This window comes from Cetobacterium sp. NK01 (assembly GCF_024506395.1).
GTDB classification, from domain to species: Bacteria; Fusobacteriota; Fusobacteriia; order Fusobacteriales; family Fusobacteriaceae; genus Cetobacterium_A; species Cetobacterium_A somerae_A.
Genome location: NZ_JANIBO010000001.1, coordinates 413,159 through 433,400, shown reverse-complemented (window position 1 = coordinate 433,400; position 20,242 = coordinate 413,159). Strand labels below are relative to the sequence as shown.

The window sequence follows — 20,242 nt, the reverse complement described above, 5'->3', positions numbered from 1 at the left end:
AAAAATGGATAGTTATGAATTTAAAATAAAAACTAAGCGTGAAGATATCGATTTTATTAATAAGATAATGGAAGCTTATGAAGGTGTTGGTATTGTAAGAACTAAAGATGCTGATGCAGGAGATTTAACAATTGTTTCAACAACAGATTTTAAAGAGGATGTTAGAATGATTGTAGAAGATTTAAATAGAAAATGGGTAAAAGCAGAGATTGTTTGGGAAGGCCCTTGGTCTGGAGAGCTTTAAAATTTAATAAAAAAACAGGAGGAGATATTTATGGAAAAATTAGAATTGTTAATAAATTATATTATAGGTGAATTAGTTGAAACAAAAGAAGGAATAAGAATAACATATGACTTAATAGATGATACAGTAACATTTAAGGTAAGTGTAGCTCAAGGAGAAATGGGAAGAGTTATTGGAAAAAATGGATTAACAGCAAACGCAATTAGAGGAGTAATGCAGGCAGCTGGAGTAAAAGATAGACTGAACGTAAATGTTGAGTTTGTAGACTAATTTAACTAATAGATTTAAAGGAGAAAATTAATGGAACTATTGTCAGTTGGAAGAGTTTCTGGAACTCACCATTTGAAGGGAGCAATAAAAGTAACTTCAAATATAGGAGATTTAGAAATTTTAAATGGAAATAAAGTTATGGTTGAATTGACATCAGGAGAGATAAAGATTTTAACTGTAAAAAAAGTAGCTAGTATGATAGATAAAAAATGGATAGTTGAATTTGAAGAATTAACAAATAAAACAGATGCAAGCTCAATACAGAATGGAGTTATAAAAGTAAGAAGAGATCTTTTAGGAATAGAAGATGATGAATTTTTAGCAAATGATGTTATTGGGATGAAGGTTATAACAGAGGATGAAGAAAATATAGGAGAAGTTGTAGATATTTATGAAACAGCAGCTCATGATATCTATGTGATAGAAGATGAAGAATACGAAACTATGATTCCAGACGTGGAAATATTTGTTAAAAAAATAGATTTTGAAAAAAATCAAATGATTGTTTCATTAATCGATGGAATGAGAGAAAAAAAGAAAGACTAAGGAGAATATTGTGAAAATTAATATATTAACACTATTTCCAGAGTTTTTTAACTCTTTTAAGGAGCATAGTATTATAAAAAGAGCTGTGGAAAGAGAGCAGGTAGAAATAAATATAGTTAATATAAGAGACTTTGCTGAAGGAAAACATAAGCAATGTGATGATATCCCATTTGGTGGTGGAGCTGGAATGGTTATGAAACCAGAGCCCATAATGAAAGCTTTAGAAGAAAATAGAGGAAAAATAATTTATACTTCTCCTCAAGGTGTTAAATTGACTCAGGCCTTAGCTTGTGAACTAGCCAAAGAACAAGAAATAACAATTATAGCTGGACACTATGAAGGGGTGGATGAAAGAGTTATAGAAAATAAAGTTGATTTAGAAATATCATTGGGAGATTTTGTTTTAACTGGTGGAGAGTTACCAGCAATGGTTATATCTGATGCAATAATTAGATTAGTTCCAGGAGTTATAAAAAAAGAATCTTATGAAAACGATTCTTTTTATAACGGTTTACTAGATTATCCGCATTATACGAGACCTGCTGAATTTCAAGGATTAAAAGTTCCAGAAGTTTTAATGTCTGGTCACCATAAAAATATAGATGAGTGGAGACTAAAGCAAAGCTTAAAAAGAACTTTGAAAAGAAGACCAGAACTTTTAAACAAACGTGAATTTTCAAAATTAGAAAAGAAGCTTTTAACAGAGATAAAAGAGGAGCAAAAAAATGATATATAAACTAGGAGAATTAGTTCCAAAAATTGGTGAAAATAACTTAATAGTAGAAAATGCATCTATAATAGGAGAAGTGGAAACAGGAAAGAATGTAAGCATCTGGTTTTCAGCTGTTTTAAGAGCTGATATGAGTAAAATTACAGTAGGTAATAATTCAAATATACAGGATAATACAACAGTTCATGGAGATACACCGTATCCAGTAATTATAGGTAAAAATGTAACTATAGGACATAATTGTGTTATACATGGCTGTGAAATTGGTGACAATGTGATAATAGGTATGGGATCAATTTTATTAAATGGAGCTAAAATTCCTAAGAATTGCATAGTAGGAGCAGGAAGCTTAGTGACTGAAAAATTAAAAGCACAAGAAGGAGATTTAATAATTGGTTCTCCTGCAAAAGTGGTAAAACAACTTTCTGATAAAAATATAGATTATTTAAAATATGCAAATCAAGTTTATTTAGATAAAATTGAAAAATATAAAAAATTAGAGAGAATAGGGTAGGTAAGATTATAATGAGAAAAGCAATATATTTAGGACTAGTTCACTCGCCAGTATATAATAAAAGAGGAGATATAGTATGTACATCAGTAACTAATTTTGATATACATGATATTTCAAGAACTTGTAGAACATACGATGTAAATCAATATCATATAATAGTTTCTGTAGATGCACAAAAAAAATTAACTGAAAGAATAATAGGTTATTGGCAAGATGGCTTTGGTGCAGGATATAACAGAGATAGAGAAGAAGCTTTTGGAAGAACAAGAGTATATGAATCAATAGAAAAAAGTATAGCTGAGATAGAGGAGAGAGAAGGAAAAAAACCTTTAATAATAACAACATCAGCAAAAATATTTCCAAACTCAATAGGATATAAAGCATTATCTGAAAAGATGCTAAATGATGATCAACCTTATTTGATATTATTTGGTACAGGATGGGGATTAATAGATGAAGTAATGGATATGTCAGATTATATATTAGAACCAATTAGAGGAAAATCAGACTATAATCATTTATCTGTTAGATCAGCAGTTTCAATCATTTTAGATAGATTATTAGGAGAAAATTAATTGAAAAGAGAAATTAGAATAAGACCTCAGAGGAATATTTTTAAAGAGATGGGGATTGAAAATATAGAGATTACAGAGATTATTTTCAGTGAAAGAAATAAAAAGATGGATTTGATATGTGTTGTTTCTACACCTCAAGATTTAAAAGGATTAGATAAGGCTTATGAAAATTTGAAAAAAAAGTTTGGAAATGAATTAGATATTGAGTTTAAAGTAGAATATGAAAAAAAAGAGATTAGTAAAGAACAATTTTTAGAAATAATTGAAAGAGTTATAGATAGATTAAAAAGAACTAATGCTATATCAAAATCTTTTTTATATTTGTATAGAATTTCAATAAAAGATGACAACGTTGATATTGAATTAAAAAATGAGATGGCTGTAGAGACTTTATATAGTTCAAATTTAGATATTAAAATGCAAACACTTTTAGAAAATTATGGAATTAATGGTTTTAAAGTTAATTTTATTTCTGGAGATTTTAATAATGAAATAAAAACAATAGAAAATGAGATAGAAAATAAAATAATAACTTTAAGTTCAAAAACTATTGAAAATGAAAATATTCAAAAGACAACTAATCCACCAGTTGAAATTAAATCAGCAGTACCTACAGGTAGAGGTGGTTTTAGTAAGAAAAAAGATATAAAAAGTCCAAGTATGCCAATATCTGAATTTAAAGAGTTAATAGAAAATGAGATAGCAGTAATAGAAGGAGAACTTTTTGCTACTGAGGGAAGAGAGTTAAGAACTGGAAAAATTCTTCAAGTTTTAAGAATAACAGATGGTGAAGATTCTATAACAGCTAAAATATTTTTAAATAGTCCAGAAGATTTTGATGTAAAAGTTGGAGATTTTATAAAAATTAGTGGTAAGAAACAAATTGATAGTTTTGAAAATAATGAGGAAATAATTTTAGTAAACATATTAAATAAGTTAGATAAAGCAAAATCTAAAAAACAAGATAGAGCTGACGAAAAAATGATAGAACTACATACACATACAAAGATGAGTGAGATGTGCGGTGTAGAGGATGTAAAAGGAATTGTAGGAAGAGCTTTAGAATATGGACATAAAGCTATAGCTATAACAGACTATGGTGTAGTTCATGCGTTTCCTTTTGCTTATAAAGCTGCAAAAGGGAAAGATATAAAGATAATATTTGGTTGTGAGATGTATATGGTAGATGATACTCAACCGATGGTCCAAAATGCTAAAGATGTTTCAATAGATGAAGAAACATACGTGGTATTTGACTTAGAAACACTAGGACTAAATTCACATAAAAATGAAATTATTGAAATAGGAGCTGTAAAGCTTCAAGGAAGAAGAATTGTAGATAGATACTCACAACTTATAAATCCTGGTAAAAAAATTCCTAAAAAAATTCAAGAGATTACAGGCATTAATGATGCTTTAGTAGAAAATATGCCAAAAATAGATGAAATTTTACCAGGATTTATGGAGTTCCTAGGAGATGCGACTTTAGTAGCTCATAATGCTCCTTTTGATATGGGATTTTTGAAAAGAGATGTTAAAAAATATCTAGGGATTGATTATAATCCAGCGGTAATAGATACATTACAAATGGCAAGAGATTTATATCCAAATCAAAAAGGATATGGATTAAAGCCTATGACAAAATTTTTAAAAGTAGCCTTAGAAAATCATCATAGAGCTGTTGATGACTCACAAGCTACAGCTGCAATGTTTGCTATATTTTTAGAAAAATATTTAGAAATTGGAGTAACTAACCAATTGAATATGACAGGGGCATTTCCTTTAAATTATAGAAAGCAAGATATAAGAAATGTAATGGTTTTAGTAAAGGATTTAGTTGGATTAAAAAATTTATATAAATTAGTTTCTCAAGCGCACATTGATTATTTTGGAAGTAAAAAACCTAGAATTTTAAAGAGTGTATTAAGCGAAAGTAGAGAAGGATTAATTATTGGAGCACCAACTTCAATACATTTTGCTAATAGTGGAGAATTATCTGAGGCATACTTTAGAAATGATTTGCCAAAAATTGAAAGACTGATAGATTTTTACGACTATATTGAGCTTCAACCAAGAATTGGTTTTTCAGAGTTTTTAGATACTGATGAAACTGGAGCAATATCATCTTTTAAAGATGTTGAAAAAATGAATAAATATCTTTATGAACTAGGAAAAGATAGAGGGAAGATAATTACAGCCTCTTCTAATGTTCACTATTTAGAAAAAGAGGATCATAAAATTAGATCAATACTTCTTTATGGAAGTGGAAGTGTATTTAGAGAAAATCAATATAGAGTAGATAATGGATTCTACTTTAGAACAACTGAAGAGTTATTAAACGAATTTAGTTATTTAGGAGAAGATGTTTCTAAAGAAGTTGTTGTAGATGCAACAAATTTAATAAATAATATGATAGAGAAAGTTCAACCTATTCCTAGTGGATTTTACCCACCAAAAATAGACAATGCAGAAAATATTGTGAGAGAGATGACCTATGAGAAAGCATATGAATTATATGGGAATCCGTTACCTGAAAATGTAGAGGCTAGAATAGAAAGAGAATTAAAAGCTATTATAGGAAATGGATTCTCAGTTTTATATTTATCTGCTCAAAAATTGGTAAAAAAATCTTTGGATAATGGATATTTAGTAGGATCTAGAGGATCAGTAGGATCATCTATAGTGGCATATATGATGGGTATAACTGAAGTTAATGCTCTATATCCACATTATTTATGTACAGATTCTAATTGTAAACATTCAGAGTTCATAGAAAGAGAAGGGGCAGGAGTAGACTTACCAGATAAAAATTGTCCAAAGTGTGGAAAAATAATGAAAAAAGATGGACATTCAATTCCTTTTGAAGTATTTATGGGATTTAATGGAGACAAAGTTCCAGATATAGATTTAAATTTCTCAGGAGAGTATCAATCTGAAATTCATAGATATTGTGAGGAACTCTTTGGTAAAACAAATGTATTTAAAGCTGGAACAATATCAACTTTGGCAGAAAAAAATGCGGAAGGTTATGTTAGAAAGTTTTTTGAAGATCATAGTATAATGTCAGGAAGAGCTGAAGTGATGAGAATGGCTCAAAAATGTGAAGGAGCCAAAAAAACAACAGGCCAGCATCCAGGTGGAATGATTGTAGTTCCTCAAGGAAATTCTATATACGAATTTTGTCCAGTTCAAAGACCTGCAAATGATCAAAATAGTGACTCTACAACAACTCATTATGACTATCACGTTATGGATGAGCAATTAGTAAAGTTAGATATATTAGGTCATGATGATCCTACAACAATAAAAATGTTGCAAGAATATACTGGAGTAGATGTTTATGATATTCCTTTAGGTGATTTAGAAACTTTAAAAATATTTTCTGGAACAGAGTCTCTTGGGGTAACACAAGAGGAAATAGGATCTATTGTAGGAACTTATGGAGTTCCAGAATTTGGAACAGGTTTTGTAAGACAGATGTTGGTTGATACAATGCCAACAACATTTGCAGAATTAGTTAGAATATCTGGACTTTCTCATGGAACAGATGTTTGGCTTAACAATGCCCAAGAATTTGTTAGAGAAGGAAAAGCAACACTTTCTCAAGTAATTTCAGTTAGAGATGACATTATGAACTTTTTGATAGATCAGGGAATTGAAAAAGGTACTGCTTTTAAAATTATGGAGTTTGTAAGAAAAGGACAACCAAGTAAAAATGTAGCTCAATGGAAAGAATATTCAGATTTAATGAAAAATCATGGAGTTCCAGAATGGTATATAGAATCATGTAGAAGAATAAAATATATGTTTCCTAAAGGCCATGCTGTAGCTTATGTTATGATGGCTATGAGAATAGCATACTTTAAAGTTCATTATCCATTAGCTTTCTATGCAGCATATTTAAGTAGAAAAGTTGAGGATTTTGATTTTGAGTTAATGAATGATTTAAGTAAGGTTAGAGAAAAAATACAAGAGTTAAATAAAGAGCCAAAATTAGATGTTAAGAAAAAAGCACAATTAGCAGTTTGTGAAATAATAATTGAAATGCATGCAAGAGGATTTGAGTTTTTAAATTTAGATGTATATAAATCTCATGGTTATAGATTTACAATAGAAGATGGAAAAATAAGAATACCTCTAATGGGAATGAATGGATTAGGAACATCTGTAATGGAAAATATAGTCAGAGAAAGAGAAATAGGGAGATTTATATCTTATGAAGATTTTAAAAGAAGAACAAAAACATCTCAGACTACAGTTGATAAATTAAAAGAGTTTAATTGTATAGAATCTTTAAGTGAAACAAATCAGACAACTTTATTTTTCTAGGAGGCAAAGTGTTTAATATAAAAAAACAGCATTTAGGTGCAGGATTAGTTTGTTTAGCCGCAACAATGTGGGGATTTGATGGAATAGTATTAACTCCTAGGCTATATCAATTGAATGTAGCGTATGTAGTTTTTGTACTACATCTTCTTCCTCTAATAGGAATGAGTATTTTATTTGGAAAAGCAGAAATTAAAAATATAAGAAATTTAAGTAAAGAGGACTTATTCTTTTATTTTTTAATAGCTTTATTTGGAGGAACTTTAGGAACTTTATCTATAGTTAAAGCTTTATTTTTAGTTAATTTTAATCATTTAACTGTAGTAACTTTATTACAAAAACTACAACCAGTATTTGCCATATTATTAGCAAGACTTTTATTAGGTGAAAGAGTTGGAAAGAATTTTATCTTTTGGGCAATAGCGGCAATTATGAGTGGATATTTATTAACATTTCAGTTTACACTGCCTCACTTTGAGGCTGGGGATAATATGGGCTTAGCAAGTTTATATGCTATTTTAGCGGCTTTTTCTTTTGGAAGTTCTACTGTATTTGGAAAGAAAATTCTAGCTCATTCTACTTTTAGAACCGCTTTATATACAAGATATCTTTTTACTTCAATAATAACGGGATTAATAGTTATCGTAAATGGAAATTTAAATTGGTTTTTAAAAACAACACCTCATCAATGGATGATTTTTATAATAATTGGATTGACAACTGGAAGTGGAGCAGTATTATTATATTATATAGGTCTTAGGTATATTAAAGCAAATGTTGCCACTATGTGTGAGTTATGTTTTCCAGTGTCGTCGATTGTCTTTGATTATATTTTTAATGGGAAACTACTATCCTCAGTTCAATTCATGAGTGCAGGAATATTGTTATTTACAATATACAAAATCACAAAAAATCAAAAAAATTAAAAAAATCTTGAAAAAAATGTTCTAAAAATATATAATAAAGCTGTAAAAAGTTATATAATAATGAAATTTGGAGGGGTAAACCGTGGATTGTAATTTTACATTAGAAGATATATTAAAAGCTAATGAAACAATAAAAGACTCATTAAAAAGAACACCTGTAGTTGAGTGTCCAACTCTTAAAGAAATGACTGGAAATTCAGTTTTTTTCAAATTAGAAAATCTTCAAAAAACAGGATCGTTTAAATTAAGAGGAGCTTTAAATAAGATCGCAAGTCTTTCACCAGAAGAAAGAGCAGCAGGAGTAATAGCTTCTTCAGCAGGAAATCATGCTCAAGGAGTAGCTTTAGGAGCTGCTGCTCAAGGAATTAAAGCAACTATAGTAATGCCTGCAACAGCTCCTTTAGCAAAGATAGCAGCAACTAAATCATATGGTGCTGAAGTAATTTTAGAAGGTGAAGTATATGATGATGCTTATAGAAAAGCTTGTGAAATTCAAAAAGAAACAGGAGCCACTTTTTTACACCCTTTTGATGATAAATTTGTAATGGCAGGACAAGGAACAATAGGATTAGAGATTTTAGAAGATATACCTGATGTAGATGTAGTGTTAGTTCCAATCGGTGGAGGAGGAATTATTGGTGGAATAGCAAAAGCTATAAAATCATTAAGACCAGAAGCAAAAGTAATTGGAATAGAAGCAGCACATGCAGCATCTATGGCAGAAGCTGTAACAATGAAACAAATTTGTGAAATATCTACAAAACCTACAATTGCTGATGGAATTGCAGTTAGAAAAGCAGGATGTGAACCATTTAAAATAGTTCAAGAATGTGTAGATGAAATTGTGACTGTGACAGAAGATGAAATAGCAAAGGCAATTCTTTTTCTTATGGAAAAAAGTAAGGTTGTTGCTGAAGGAGCTGGTGCAACAACTGTAGCTGCAATTTTAGCAGGAAAAATTAAAGCTGAAAATAAAAAAGTTTGTGCTGTAATATCTGGTGGAAATATAGATATAAATCTAGTAGAAAGAGTATTAAATAAAGCACTTATACTAGAGGGAAGAAGATTTGCTTTTTCAATAGAACTTTCAGATAAAGTTGGTGAAATGGCAAAAGTAGTTGCAGCGATATGTGAAATGAATGCAAATATTTTAAGTATAAATCAAACTATGTATAGTCCAAATTTAGGCATAACTTCACAAGAGGCAAGTTTTGTTTTAGAATGTTTTGATAAAAATCATCAAGAAAAAATTAGAGAAAAATTAACATCTATGGGATATAGAATGTATTAAAAAAAGCTATCTTCATTATTGAAGATAGCTTTTTTTTATTTTAATATCTCTAGCCACTCTTTTGTAGTTCTTGGAAAATTTGCTAATTGTTTTTCATTGATATAAAAAGTTGGAACAACATCAAAATCTAAATCAGAAACTTCATCATTTAGTTTTTTATGAACTGCTTTAAATTTACCAGATAATAAAGCGTCTGCAAACTCAAATTTTGGAATAAGTAAATTATCAGCAATTTCAATTAATATTTCAACATTACCAATATCTTTATTATGTAACCAATAAGCTTCTAAGACAGCTCTAACATATTCAATACCTTTATTATATTTTTCCGCTACATATATTCCTTCAAAAGCTAATGCTGTTCTAGGTTTTGGGCTTATAGTTGGGAAATTAATATTAATGTTTTCATCTTTTGCCCAATTAACTATATTTTTTTGAAAGTATTCTTTACTAGCTTCATTAACTATAGGTTGAGGCTTTGGTTCTGGAGAAAGTTCATATGGTAAAAATCTAAACTCAGGATTTAAATTTTTTTCTTTTAAAGCTTTTTCTAAAATCTTTTCTCCAACAAAACAATATGGGCATACAAAATCTAAAATTATTGATATTTTCATAAAAACCTCCTTAAAAGATTGAAAAATATACTGTTATTACACCATACTATTACGTAATAGTTATATAAATCCTTTAAAAAAATAAAAATAGTTGCATATACTATAATTGTGAATTAAATTTCAAAATTAAAATAAAGTATAATTAAAAAAGGGCCTTTTGAGACCCTAAATTATTCCCAATCTCCTTTTGTTTTCCAATAATCCGCAATCTCTTCAAGTGTTTTATTTTTTGTTTCAGGTAAGAAAAGAATCACTATAAAAAATAAAAGCATAGACAAAGAGAAAATTATAAAAGGTATAGAACCATGAAATTTTTCAGTAAGATATATATTGGCATTTAATAATGGAAATGTATAAATAACACTGGCATCAGCAATCCAGTTAATCATTCCAGTAAGAGAACTTCCTTTTGATCTTATAACAGTAGGAAGAACTTCTGAAATATAAACTGTTAGCATAGCTCCAGCTGAAATAGTAAAGAAAAAATTATAAATATATATAAAATAAGATAGGTCTACTCCTACTTGAGTTTTATAAAGAGAGTAGGCAATAAAAGCTTCTGAAAAAAACATTCCAGCTGCTCCAATCAATAGTAGAACTTTTCTTCCCATTTTGTCAGCAAAAGCAACAACAAAAATTGCTCCTAATAACTCCGAAACACCTATAAAAATACTTTGAAAATAAGCTAAATTAGGGGTGTCACTTGAAATTTCTGTAAATATTTTTTGAGCATAATAAGTTATTGCATTAACTCCTGAAAGTTGTCTAAAAATAGGGAATATAACACAAAGAGCTAAAGCAAAAATAAGACCACCTTGAATTTTTATTTTTTTACCTTGGATTTCTGGAGAATTATTTGTGAGCATTTCTGAAAAAACTAAATCAACTCTTTCTTTAGATTCGATAAAATCTTCTAGACTATTTTTAGCTTCTTGAACACGACCTTTAATTATTAACCAACGAGGACTTTCGACTAAAGTTAACATAGAAATGAGCATAATTATTAATAAAGCTATTTCAATAAAAATTAATATTCGCCATCCTATACGAATATTCCATTCCAAGGAGAAGTAGTAATTAAAAAAGAAGCCGATACTATATCCTAAAATAAGACCAAATGCTAGCAATAATTGTCTTATAGATCCGGCTCGTCCTCTTTTAGAAGCTGGAGCTACTTCAGTTATATACATTGGAGCTGCAACAAAAATAAGACCAATTGAAAAACCAAAGATAATTCGACCTATATAAAAAATATTTACAACAGGAGCTAATGAGGCAAATAAAAGGCCAATAATTCCTATAATTACACCGTAAATCATTGTAAGTTTTCGTCCAATCTTATCAGCAAAATAACCTGCTGATAAACTTCCGAAAAAATTTCCTATAAGAGATATAGCAACAAGAATTCCAATTTGGTTAGAAAGTAAATTGAAATGTGGCTGGATGTATTTAACAGATCCTCCTAAATTAGCGGAATCATATACGAAAATAAATCCAGCCATTCCAACAATAGAAGCAACTAGATAGATATTCTTACTTTTCATTTAATATCCTCCTTAAATTTTATAGTTTTAAATATTAAATTAAAATAATTTTACAAATAAAAACTAATAAATCCTTGAATAAATATTAAAAACAAAAAATTAATTAAAATTATTTAAACGAACTTTATATTTAAAACTATTTCCTTTTACAATGGATTTTGTATATTCTATAACATTATTCTTTTCAAAAGTATATCGTTCTAATAACATTCCACAATCTCCTGAAATTGCATTTAAGAATAGACTATCACTTTCACTTAAAATACAAGGAGAAAAAGATTCTTCAGCATACGATATAGAAACATTATATTTATTCTTCATAAGATTATATAATCCATTTTCTTCAATATCTTTTTCATAGAGTTCTTTAAATCTCCAATGAGGAAGATATGTAGTTTCATACATTAGTGCTTCGCCGTCAGCTAAACGTACTCTATTAAGAATAAATATTTTTTCGTTTGATTTTATATTTAATTTAGCAGCAATAATATTTCCAGCTTCTTTAAGAATTAAGTTTAAAATTTTATTTCCAGGTATTTTACCAATTTTAATCATTTCGTCACTAAAAGAGTAAAATCCATTTAATTCTTGATTAATTTTATTAGTTGAAACAAAGTTTCCTTTACCATGTATTTTATAGATGTCCTTTTGCTTTTCAAGTTCTGATAGAGCTTGACGAACAGTAGCTCTGCTAATATTAAAAGTTTCTGATAGTTCTCTTTCCGAAGGAATTTTAGCACCTTCGTTGTACGTACCATTTTTAATTTGTTCTAGAATTATATTTACTAATTGTAAATATAAGGGTGTTGTAGAAGATTTATCAATCACTATAATACCTCCTTAAATATTTAACTTTTCAAATTATATCAAAGTTATGTAAATTTGTCTTGAAAAAATTATATTTAATTATAAAATTTAAATAATAATATTATAAAGAGAACTAAAAAAAGAATTGACAAAATAATGAAAAAGAATTATAATCTCTTTAACTGGTACATACCAGTAGTAAAAAGTACGGGGTGGTATAGTATGGTATTTTTTATAGGAATTGATAGCGGAGGCACAAAAACAGCAGTTTCTGTAGTAGATGAAAATAAAAAAGAAGTTTTAAGTTTTCAAAGAGGGACAGGTCATTATTTACAAATAGGATTTAATGGATTAGAAAAATTATTAGTATCAATAGTAGAAGAGGTATTAGAAAAATTAGATATAGATAAAGAAAACATAGGATACATATTTGCAGGTATTCCTGGATATGGAGAAATAAAAGAGGATCAAAAAAAAATAGAAGAAGTTGCTAAAAAGGCATGGTCTAGAATAAAATTTCAATTGGGGAATGACATGAAAGCTGGTTGGGCAGGTTCTTTAGGATGTTTACCTGGTATAAATATAATTGCAGGAACAGGAGCAATAGGGTACGGAATAAATGAGTTAGGAGAAGAAGCTAGAACTAGTGGTTGGGGTCATGCTTGTGGAGACGAAGGTTCTGCATATTGGATTGCTAAAAAAGGAATAGAAATATTTACAAAGCAATCAGATGGAAGATATCCTAAAACAGCATTATATGAAATTATGAAAAAAGAACTTAATATAAAAGAAGATTTTGAACTAATTGATTTAATTTACAACCACTACTCTCTAGATAGAGGAAAAATAGCTCAACTTTCAACAATTGTTTATAAAGGAGCAGAAGCAAATGATTCATATTGTTTAGAAATATTTGAAGAGGCAGCAATAGAAATCGGACTTATGATAAGATCAATAATAGGAAAAATAGATTTTTTAGAGAAACCTATAAAAGTTTCTTATGTTGGTGGAGTATTTAAAGCTTCTAAATATATATTTAAAGATTTAAAAAATTATTTAAAAGTAAATGGCATTAATGTAGAAATAATTGAACCTAAATATACACCAGTTTATGGATCAGCACTATATGCATTAAAATTATGGGGGGAGAATAGATAGATGAAAGAGTTTTATACTTTAAAGGAAATTGAGCAACAAAAGAGATTGTGGTTAGAAACAATTGAAGTAATTAAAAAAAATAGTTTAAAAATTGAAGAATTTTTAAAAAACAATAATATAGAAGATAGAAAAGTTATTTTTACAGGAGCTGGAACTTCAGAGTTTGTAGGAAATAGTATAACTCCATTTTTGGGAGGAAATGTACTTTCTATAGCAACAACAGATATTGTTTCAAATCCCGAAAACTATTTAAAAAAGAATGAAAAAGTAGTTTTAGTTTCATGCGCACGTTCAGGAAATAGTCCAGAAAGTGTTGCAACTGTAAAGTTAGCAGATGAAATAGTAGAAGATATTTGTCATATTGTTATAACTTGTAATAAAGATGGAAAATTAGCAGAAAATAAAAAAAGTGATTTAAAATCATTGGTTTTATTAATGCCAGAAGAATCTAATGATAAAGGATTTGCAATGACAAGTAGTTTTACATGTATGTCTTTAACAGGATTATTAATATTTAATTTAAAATGTTTAGAAAAAATTGAAAATATAATAAAAGCGACAGTGAATGAAATTAATGATGAGCAAATGAAAGCCTTAATTGACACATTAATAAAACTAGATGTATCAAGGATTGTATATTTAGGAAGCTCATGTTTAAAAGGAGTTGCAGAAGAGTCTGCATTGAAATGTTTAGAATTAACAGCTGGAAATTTAAGTTTACACTATAATTCTCCACTTGGTTTTAGACATGGACCAAAATCAATAATAAATGATACAACAATGATTATAACAATGTTATCAAATAATGAGTATACAAGAAAGTATGAGTTAGATTTATTAAAAGAGATGTATACTGAAAATAAAAAGAAAATATTAGTAACTTTAGATATGAAAAATTCAAAAGAAGCTAAAGAAAATTCTCATTATTACTTTACTTTTAATAGTAATAGAGAAAATATAGATGAAGTATTCAACATGTTTGGGTATATCTATTTTGCACAGCTATTTGCTTTTTATAAATCTTTAAGCTATGGAATTAATCCGGATAATCCATGCCCAACAGGAGAGGTAAATAGAGTGGTTCAAGGAGTAATTATATACGATTATAAGGGGGAGTCAAAATGTTAGTTTCAACACATCAGATGTTATTAGATGCACAAAAAGGAGGGTATGCAGTACCAGCTTTTAATATTCATAATTTAGAAACAATTCAAGTAGTTGTAGATACAGCAAATGAATTAAAATCACCAGTTATTTTAGCCGCAACACCTAGTACAGTTAAATACGCAGGAATTGAATACTTGATAAATATGATTGAAACAGCAAGTAATAAATATGACATTCCAATTGCCTTTCACTTAGATCACCACGAAGATATAGAAAGCATAAAAAAAGCTATTCTTTTAGGATGCAAATCTGTAATGATTGATGCATCGCATCATCCATTTGAAGAAAATGTAAACATAGTAAAAGAAGTAGTAGATTTTGCTCATAGATACGATGTAAGTGTAGAAGCTGAATTAGGAAAATTAGTAGGACAAGAGGATGATTTAATAGTTGATGAGTCAGAATCTTCTTATACAGATCCTAAATTAGCAAAAGAGTTTGTAGAAAGAACAGGAGTGAATTCATTAGCAGTTGCTATAGGAACAGCTCATGGGTTATATAAAAATGAGCCTAAATTAGATTATGAAAGATTGAAAGAGATTAAAAAAGTTGTAGATATTCCTTTAGTTCTTCATGGAGCTTCTGGAGTTCCTTTTAACTCAGTAAGAGAAACAATAACAGAAGGAATATGTAAAGTTAATATAGCAACAGAGTTAAAAATGCCATTTGCAGAAAGTTTAAAGGAATTTTTCTTAAAAAATCCAAATGAAAGTGATCCTAGAAAATATTTAATTCCAGCAAAAGAAGCTATGAAAAAAGTGGTAGTAGATAAAATTTTAATGTGTAAAAGTGACAATAAAGGATAAGATATGATATTGACAATAACTTTGAATCCTGCAATTGATGTACGATATAAAATTGATAATTTTGAAATTAATAATGTATTTAGAGGCAATTCACATAAAACAGCTGGTGGAAAAGGTTTGAATGTATCTAGAGTGTTACAATTACTAGGTGAAAAAGTAGAAGCTAGTGGATTTTTAGGTGGAAATAGTGGAGAATGGATAAGTTCGAAAATACAAGAGGATGGAATTGTAGATAGTTTTATAAAGACAAATTCAGAAACAAGAACTTGTATTGCTATATTAGGTAATAATACTCAAACAGAAATATTGGAGCCTGGGCAAAAAGTATCACAAGAAGATGTAAATAAATTTTTAGAATTTTTTAGAGAAAATATAAATAAATCTGAAACTATTTGTATAAGTGGAAGCGTGCCTGAAGGAGTTCAAGAAGATATATATGAAGTAATTTGTGAATTAGCAAAAGATAAGAAGGTTCTTCTAGATACAAGTGGTAAATTTTTAATTAACGGTATTAAAGGGCAACCTTATTTAATAAAACCTAATAGAGAAGAGTTAGAAAATCTTTTAGGAAGAGAATTATTAAGTTTTGATGAGTTATTAAAAGGTGCTAAGGAAATAAAAAATAAGGGATGTAAAAATTTATTGCTTTCTCTAGGAAAAGATGGTGCTATATTTATAAATGAAAATGATGAAGTTTTTAAAATAAATATACCTAAAATTAAGGTTAAAAATCCTGTAGGAAGTGGAGATTCTAGTATAGCAGGTTTTGCGTATGGATTAAATAATGGAAAATCGATGAATGAAACTTTAAAATTATCAATGGCTTGTGGAATTTCTAACGCTATGATAGAAGGGACAGGAATTATAGATTTAGATACTGTAAAAGATTTATTAGAGAAAATAACAATAGAAAAGATTTAAAAAATACCCTCTCTTAGAAATTTCTAAGAGAGGGTATTTAAGTTAATATTTAATAATTTCAATCACTTCATCATTGCCAGATTTTTTTATAAAGCCAGTTTTTCCATAAAATAATATATTATCAATTAAATAACTTTTTTTCTGATTGTTAATATCTATCATTCCATTAAAAATTGTAAAAGAAGTTTTACTATCTAAAGTTATTTTAATAGCTGCAGCTTCACAAGATGCTACATAGCTAGAATCACCTCTTAAAACTTGAATGTTCTCAACTTCAATATTATCACAAGATAAAACAGTGAAAATAGTTTTGTTTCCATTGCCTTTTATATTAGATATAAGTTGGTAATTACTTGATTTTTTATTGTATTCAGTAGAAAAAATACTTTCTTTAAGATTTAAACTTAAATTTTTATCAGACCAATACATAAATAAATTAGTAGAAATCCCTGGAATAAATACTTCATTATTTTTTACAATTGGATGTTTGTCAGGCTCGAAATTAAAAAGTTGAGAGTATTCATGGGAACCTTCAGTTAAAAATTCATCAATAATAATCCATAGATTATTTTTTAAATAAAGAATTTTTCTATTTACAATAACAGGATTTTCTAGAGAGAGATATCCTAAATGACCTCCTTCAATATAATCAAATGTTTCATTAAAAGAGTGATAAGTATTGAGAGTTAAAGCAGATTTAGTTATTCCCCAAGCTCCATAAAATTCACTAAAAGGTTTATTATCAACAATAGTTGTATTGTGAGCAAAACAACTTCTTAAAAATTCACGATCTATATTATTTTCAACATAAGTAAATCTACCAGGATCACTAATAAAGTTTTCACCTTTACAAACTAAATCAAAATGTAAATGCTCTCCGTGACCATGTCCACTTCCTAAAGACCCACACCTAAACCAAAGGTAGTTACTATCTTCCTCAAAAGAATCTCGTAAATAGAAATTACCGCTTTCTTTAAGGGCACTAGAATAAGAATCAGGAATTTTAGTTATAATATTTTGATACTTTGAAATATTATCTTTTTTAATATCCCATATAGACTCAGAATCAACATTTTCATAACCAAAATATTTAAGATAACCATCGTTTAATATATAGGCCGATTTTGTAATAATATCTCTTAAATCTGTTTCATCACTATCACCTTGCATAGGTTGACAATGAGTAGGTTTTTTCATATAAGCATTGCTATAAGCCATTTTTTTAATACTATTTAAAATAAAATTAGGTATATTTAAGTTTAAATTTTTATAATCAAATGAAATATCTAAAAGACAATTTAAGACTTCGTTTTGATACATAGGAGATTGTTCCCAGTGGATGCCATCAGGTAAAATTTGTATTTTACACTGATGTTCTAATCTTTTAAGAGCAATATCCAAGTATTCATTTAATATAGGGTATTTTTCTTTATAATTAAGAGCTAAAGAAATTAAACCGCAATTTTGCATAACTCCCCAGTTACTAAGAGTTCTAAAATCATCATAAATATCAATTAAAACTTTACTTTGAGAAATAAGAGAATTAACCATTTTTGTTTCAATAGATTCTATATCGACAGATGATTGTTTTAAAATGTTTAATGATTTTATCCAGTTTAAGCATCTAATTCCTATTTCAATCGTTCTTGCACAATTTTTATATTCCTCATTAAAAATATCAACACTATCAATCCAAGAGTTAACTTGAAATTTAAAAGTCTCTAAATATTTTTCATCAGAAGTTAAAATATGAGCTTTAGCTAAATAAATCCAAAATTTATGACGATTTAGCATAAAAGTCCATTCAGGATCACCAAAAGGTATTTTGTTCCAAATAATATTCTTAGAAAAAGTGAAAGGAGTTTTACAAACTTCCATATCCCATTTGTGATTAAAAATAAAAGTATTTTTGCAAAGCAAGTCACAAGTTTCAATTATTTTTTTATTTGTTTTTTCAAAAGAGTAATTCATTGATGCCTCCATATAGTTATTATTAAAAGTATTATAAATATAGTATTACAAGGAAAAATAGACTCGTTTCATAGAAAAATAAAGACTAGTTTTAAAATGATTAGCTATTTTTATTTTATAATACATTTAGTTGTACTATAAGTAAATATTCTATTTTCAATATAAAAAAATCGTATATTCAAAACAGGAAAAAAGCATATAGTTAGAAAAAAAACCATTGAAAAAATATTTTGTAAAAAGGTATACTCAAAATAAGAATTATTTACAGGAGGAATTAGACATGTATAAAAGAAAAATGATGTTAATTTTATCTTTAACTTTATTAGGAATGAAAAGTTTTTCTGATGAAACTAATAATTATAAAATAGTAGAAAAACCTGTAACATTATCAATATTAGCAATTCAAAATGGAAAAGTATTTGACGAAAATTGGTTAATTTTTAGAGAAGCATTTAAAGATACAAATGTAAAATTACAAAGTGCAACATCAAAAAATTTAACAGACGAAGTACAAGCTTTTAATCTAGCTGTATCATCTGGAAATTTACCTGATATAATTTCTTATGCATACCCAGAAAAAATAGAAAATTTAGGGATGTCTGGAGGGATGGTTCCTTTAAATGAATTAATAGATAAGCATGCTCCAAACATAAAGGCTTTTTTTGAAAAATATCCAAGATATAAAATGGATGCAGTTGCAGCAGATGGAAAAATATATTATATCCCATGCTATTATGATTGGTATGCAATGAAGGCATCTCAAGGATTGTTTATAAGAAAAGATTGGTTAGATAAACTAGGATTAGATGTACCAAAAACTATGGATGATTTTTACAAAGTTTTAAAAGCTTTTAAAGAACAGGATCCAAATGGAAATGGAAAAGCAGATGAAATACCATATTTTGATAGAACTATTGAATTTGCAACAAAAGAGTTAGTAGGATTATTTGGAGCTCAGTATGGGTTTTATTTAGATAATGGAATAGTAAAATATGGACCAACTCAAGAAAGGTTTAAAGAAGCTATGCCAGAAGTAATAAAGTGGTATAAAGAGGGATTGATCGATCCTGAAATTTATACAAGAGGTTTTAGTGGAAGAGATTATATGCTTCGTAATGACGTTGGAGGAGTAACATTTGACTGGTTTGCAAGTACTACTGGATATAATAATGATGAAGAATTAAAAAAGCAGAATGAAAAATTTGAGTTTATAGCAATAGCACCACCTGAATATAAAGGACAAAGTTATGCACCAGATGCGAGAACAACATCTCTAGGTGGTTGGGGAATATCAGCAAGTGCTAAAGATCCTATAACAGCTATAAAATATATGGACTATTGGTTCTCGGATAAAGGGTATGAACTTTATAACTGGGGAGTTGAAGGAGATACTTTCGTAAGAGATCAAGATGGGAAAAAACAGTATACTGATAAAGTAATGAAAGCTCCAGGAAAAAATGCACTTCAAGTTTTAAGAGATAATGGATTACAATTTAAAATAGGGGCACGTCAAGATTATGAGTATGAAAAGGCTTGGGGAGATAAAAAGGCTACAGAATGGTCAGAAATGTATATGGCAAATGGTTATATAATGGATCAGGTTCCATTATTTAAATATACACCAGAAGAAGCAAAAAAAGTCCAAAAGATAAGTTCTCAAATATCAATGGCGTTAGATGAGATGAGTCAAAAGTGGGTCTTAGGAGCTGAGGATTTTGATAAGTCATATAATCAATTTGTTGAAAGAGTTAATAAACTTGGATTAAAAGAGCTTATTGAAATAAACCAGAGAGCGTATGATAGAGTTCAATCATAAAAAAAGAGGGAGTTTA

At 28.4% G+C, this 20,242-nt stretch carries 18 protein-coding genes; 14 read left to right on the top strand and 4 right to left on the bottom strand.

All coding sequences use genetic code 11. The features are described from left to right. Positions 1-4 precede the first annotated feature (4 nt). The 9 genes from NON08_RS02110 to ilvA all read left to right on the top strand — a co-directional run bounded on the left by NON08_RS02110 (position 5) and on the right by ilvA (position 9,422). On the top strand, positions 5-244 hold the full coding sequence (locus NON08_RS02110) for a DUF4911 domain-containing protein (RefSeq protein ID WP_256689877.1): 240 nt from the start codon (positions 5-7) through the stop codon (positions 242-244). A gap of 30 nt (positions 245-274) precedes the next feature. After that, complete coding sequence (locus NON08_RS02105; RefSeq protein WP_256689876.1) at positions 275-514, top strand: KH domain-containing protein; 240 nt, start codon at positions 275-277, stop codon at positions 512-514. Positions 515-544: 30 nt separating this feature from the next. After that, positions 545-1,060: a ribosome maturation factor RimM gene (gene rimM / locus NON08_RS02100; protein WP_256689875.1), complete on the top strand. Its 516-nt coding sequence runs from the start codon at positions 545-547 to the stop codon at positions 1,058-1,060. Positions 1,061-1,070: 10 nt separating this feature from the next. Then, entirely contained in the window at positions 1,071-1,796 is a 726-nt protein-coding gene (gene trmD, locus NON08_RS02095; protein WP_256689874.1) for a tRNA (guanosine(37)-N1)-methyltransferase TrmD, read from the top strand. Continuing rightward, the gene (locus NON08_RS02090; RefSeq protein WP_256689873.1) at positions 1,786-2,304 is read left to right on the top strand and encodes a gamma carbonic anhydrase family protein; all 519 of its coding nucleotides are present in this window, start codon (positions 1,786-1,788) and stop codon (positions 2,302-2,304) included. Before trmD ends, NON08_RS02090 begins: the two co-directional genes overlap by 11 nt. Positions 2,305-2,315: 11 nt before the next feature. Then, positions 2,316-2,879 (top strand): RNA methyltransferase, encoded by a 564-nt coding sequence (locus NON08_RS02085; protein WP_256689872.1) that lies wholly within the window; start codon positions 2,316-2,318, stop codon positions 2,877-2,879. Positions 2,880-2,927: 48 nt separating this feature from the next. After that, positions 2,928-7,208, top strand: a complete 4,281-nt coding sequence (locus NON08_RS02080) for a PolC-type DNA polymerase III (protein ID WP_256691206.1) — start codon at positions 2,928-2,930, stop codon at positions 7,206-7,208. Between the two features lie 17 nt (positions 7,209-7,225). After that, a complete protein-coding gene (locus tag NON08_RS02075) occupies positions 7,226-8,131 on the top strand; it encodes a DMT family transporter (RefSeq protein WP_256691205.1) in 906 nt (301 codons plus the stop codon). Between the two features lie 82 nt (positions 8,132-8,213). After that, positions 8,214-9,422 (top strand): threonine ammonia-lyase, encoded by a 1,209-nt coding sequence (gene ilvA, locus NON08_RS02070; RefSeq protein ID WP_256689871.1) that lies wholly within the window; start codon positions 8,214-8,216, stop codon positions 9,420-9,422. Between the two features lie 35 nt (positions 9,423-9,457). On the opposite strand, the gene NON08_RS02065 is transcribed toward ilvA, so the two are convergent. The 3 genes from NON08_RS02065 to NON08_RS15005 form a co-directional block, all read right to left on the bottom strand. Further along, on the bottom strand, positions 9,458-10,036 hold the full coding sequence (locus NON08_RS02065; protein WP_256689870.1) for a DsbA family protein: 579 nt from the start codon (positions 10,034-10,036) through the stop codon (positions 9,458-9,460). A 170-nt stretch (positions 10,037-10,206) separates the two neighbouring features. Further along, positions 10,207-11,580, bottom strand: a complete 1,374-nt coding sequence (locus NON08_RS02060; protein WP_256689869.1) for a sugar porter family MFS transporter — start codon at positions 11,578-11,580, stop codon at positions 10,207-10,209. Between the two features lie 99 nt (positions 11,581-11,679). Then, positions 11,680-12,408 (bottom strand): GntR family transcriptional regulator, encoded by a 729-nt coding sequence (locus NON08_RS15005; RefSeq protein WP_256689868.1) that lies wholly within the window; start codon positions 12,406-12,408, stop codon positions 11,680-11,682. A gap of 201 nt (positions 12,409-12,609) precedes the next feature. Between NON08_RS15005 and NON08_RS02050 the strand changes: the two genes are divergently transcribed. The 4 genes from NON08_RS02050 to pfkB are packed head-to-tail and all read left to right on the top strand — an operon-like array spanning position 12,610 to position 16,439. After that, complete coding sequence (locus NON08_RS02050) at positions 12,610-13,545, top strand: N-acetylglucosamine kinase (RefSeq protein WP_256689867.1); 936 nt, start codon at positions 12,610-12,612, stop codon at positions 13,543-13,545. Beyond that, complete coding sequence (locus NON08_RS02045; protein WP_256689866.1) at positions 13,546-14,673, top strand: SIS domain-containing protein; 1,128 nt, start codon at positions 13,546-13,548, stop codon at positions 14,671-14,673. Then, complete coding sequence (locus NON08_RS02040) at positions 14,667-15,518, top strand: tagatose bisphosphate family class II aldolase (protein ID WP_256689865.1); 852 nt, start codon at positions 14,667-14,669, stop codon at positions 15,516-15,518. The genes NON08_RS02045 and NON08_RS02040 overlap by 7 nt, the downstream gene beginning before the upstream one ends. A gap of 3 nt (positions 15,519-15,521) precedes the next feature. After that, positions 15,522-16,439: a 1-phosphofructokinase gene (gene pfkB, locus NON08_RS02035; protein WP_256689864.1), complete on the top strand. Its 918-nt coding sequence runs from the start codon at positions 15,522-15,524 to the stop codon at positions 16,437-16,439. Between the two features lie 42 nt (positions 16,440-16,481). Here pfkB and NON08_RS02030 read toward each other — a convergent pair whose 3' ends face one another. Further along, positions 16,482-18,410, bottom strand: coding sequence for an alginate lyase family protein (locus tag NON08_RS02030; RefSeq protein WP_256689863.1), 1,929 nt, complete (start codon positions 18,408-18,410; stop codon positions 16,482-16,484). A 280-nt stretch (positions 18,411-18,690) separates the two neighbouring features. Between NON08_RS02030 and NON08_RS02025 the strand changes: the two genes are divergently transcribed. Further along, positions 18,691-20,226, top strand: a complete 1,536-nt coding sequence (locus NON08_RS02025; protein ID WP_256689862.1) for an extracellular solute-binding protein — start codon at positions 18,691-18,693, stop codon at positions 20,224-20,226. Positions 20,227-20,242: the final 16 nt, after the last annotated feature.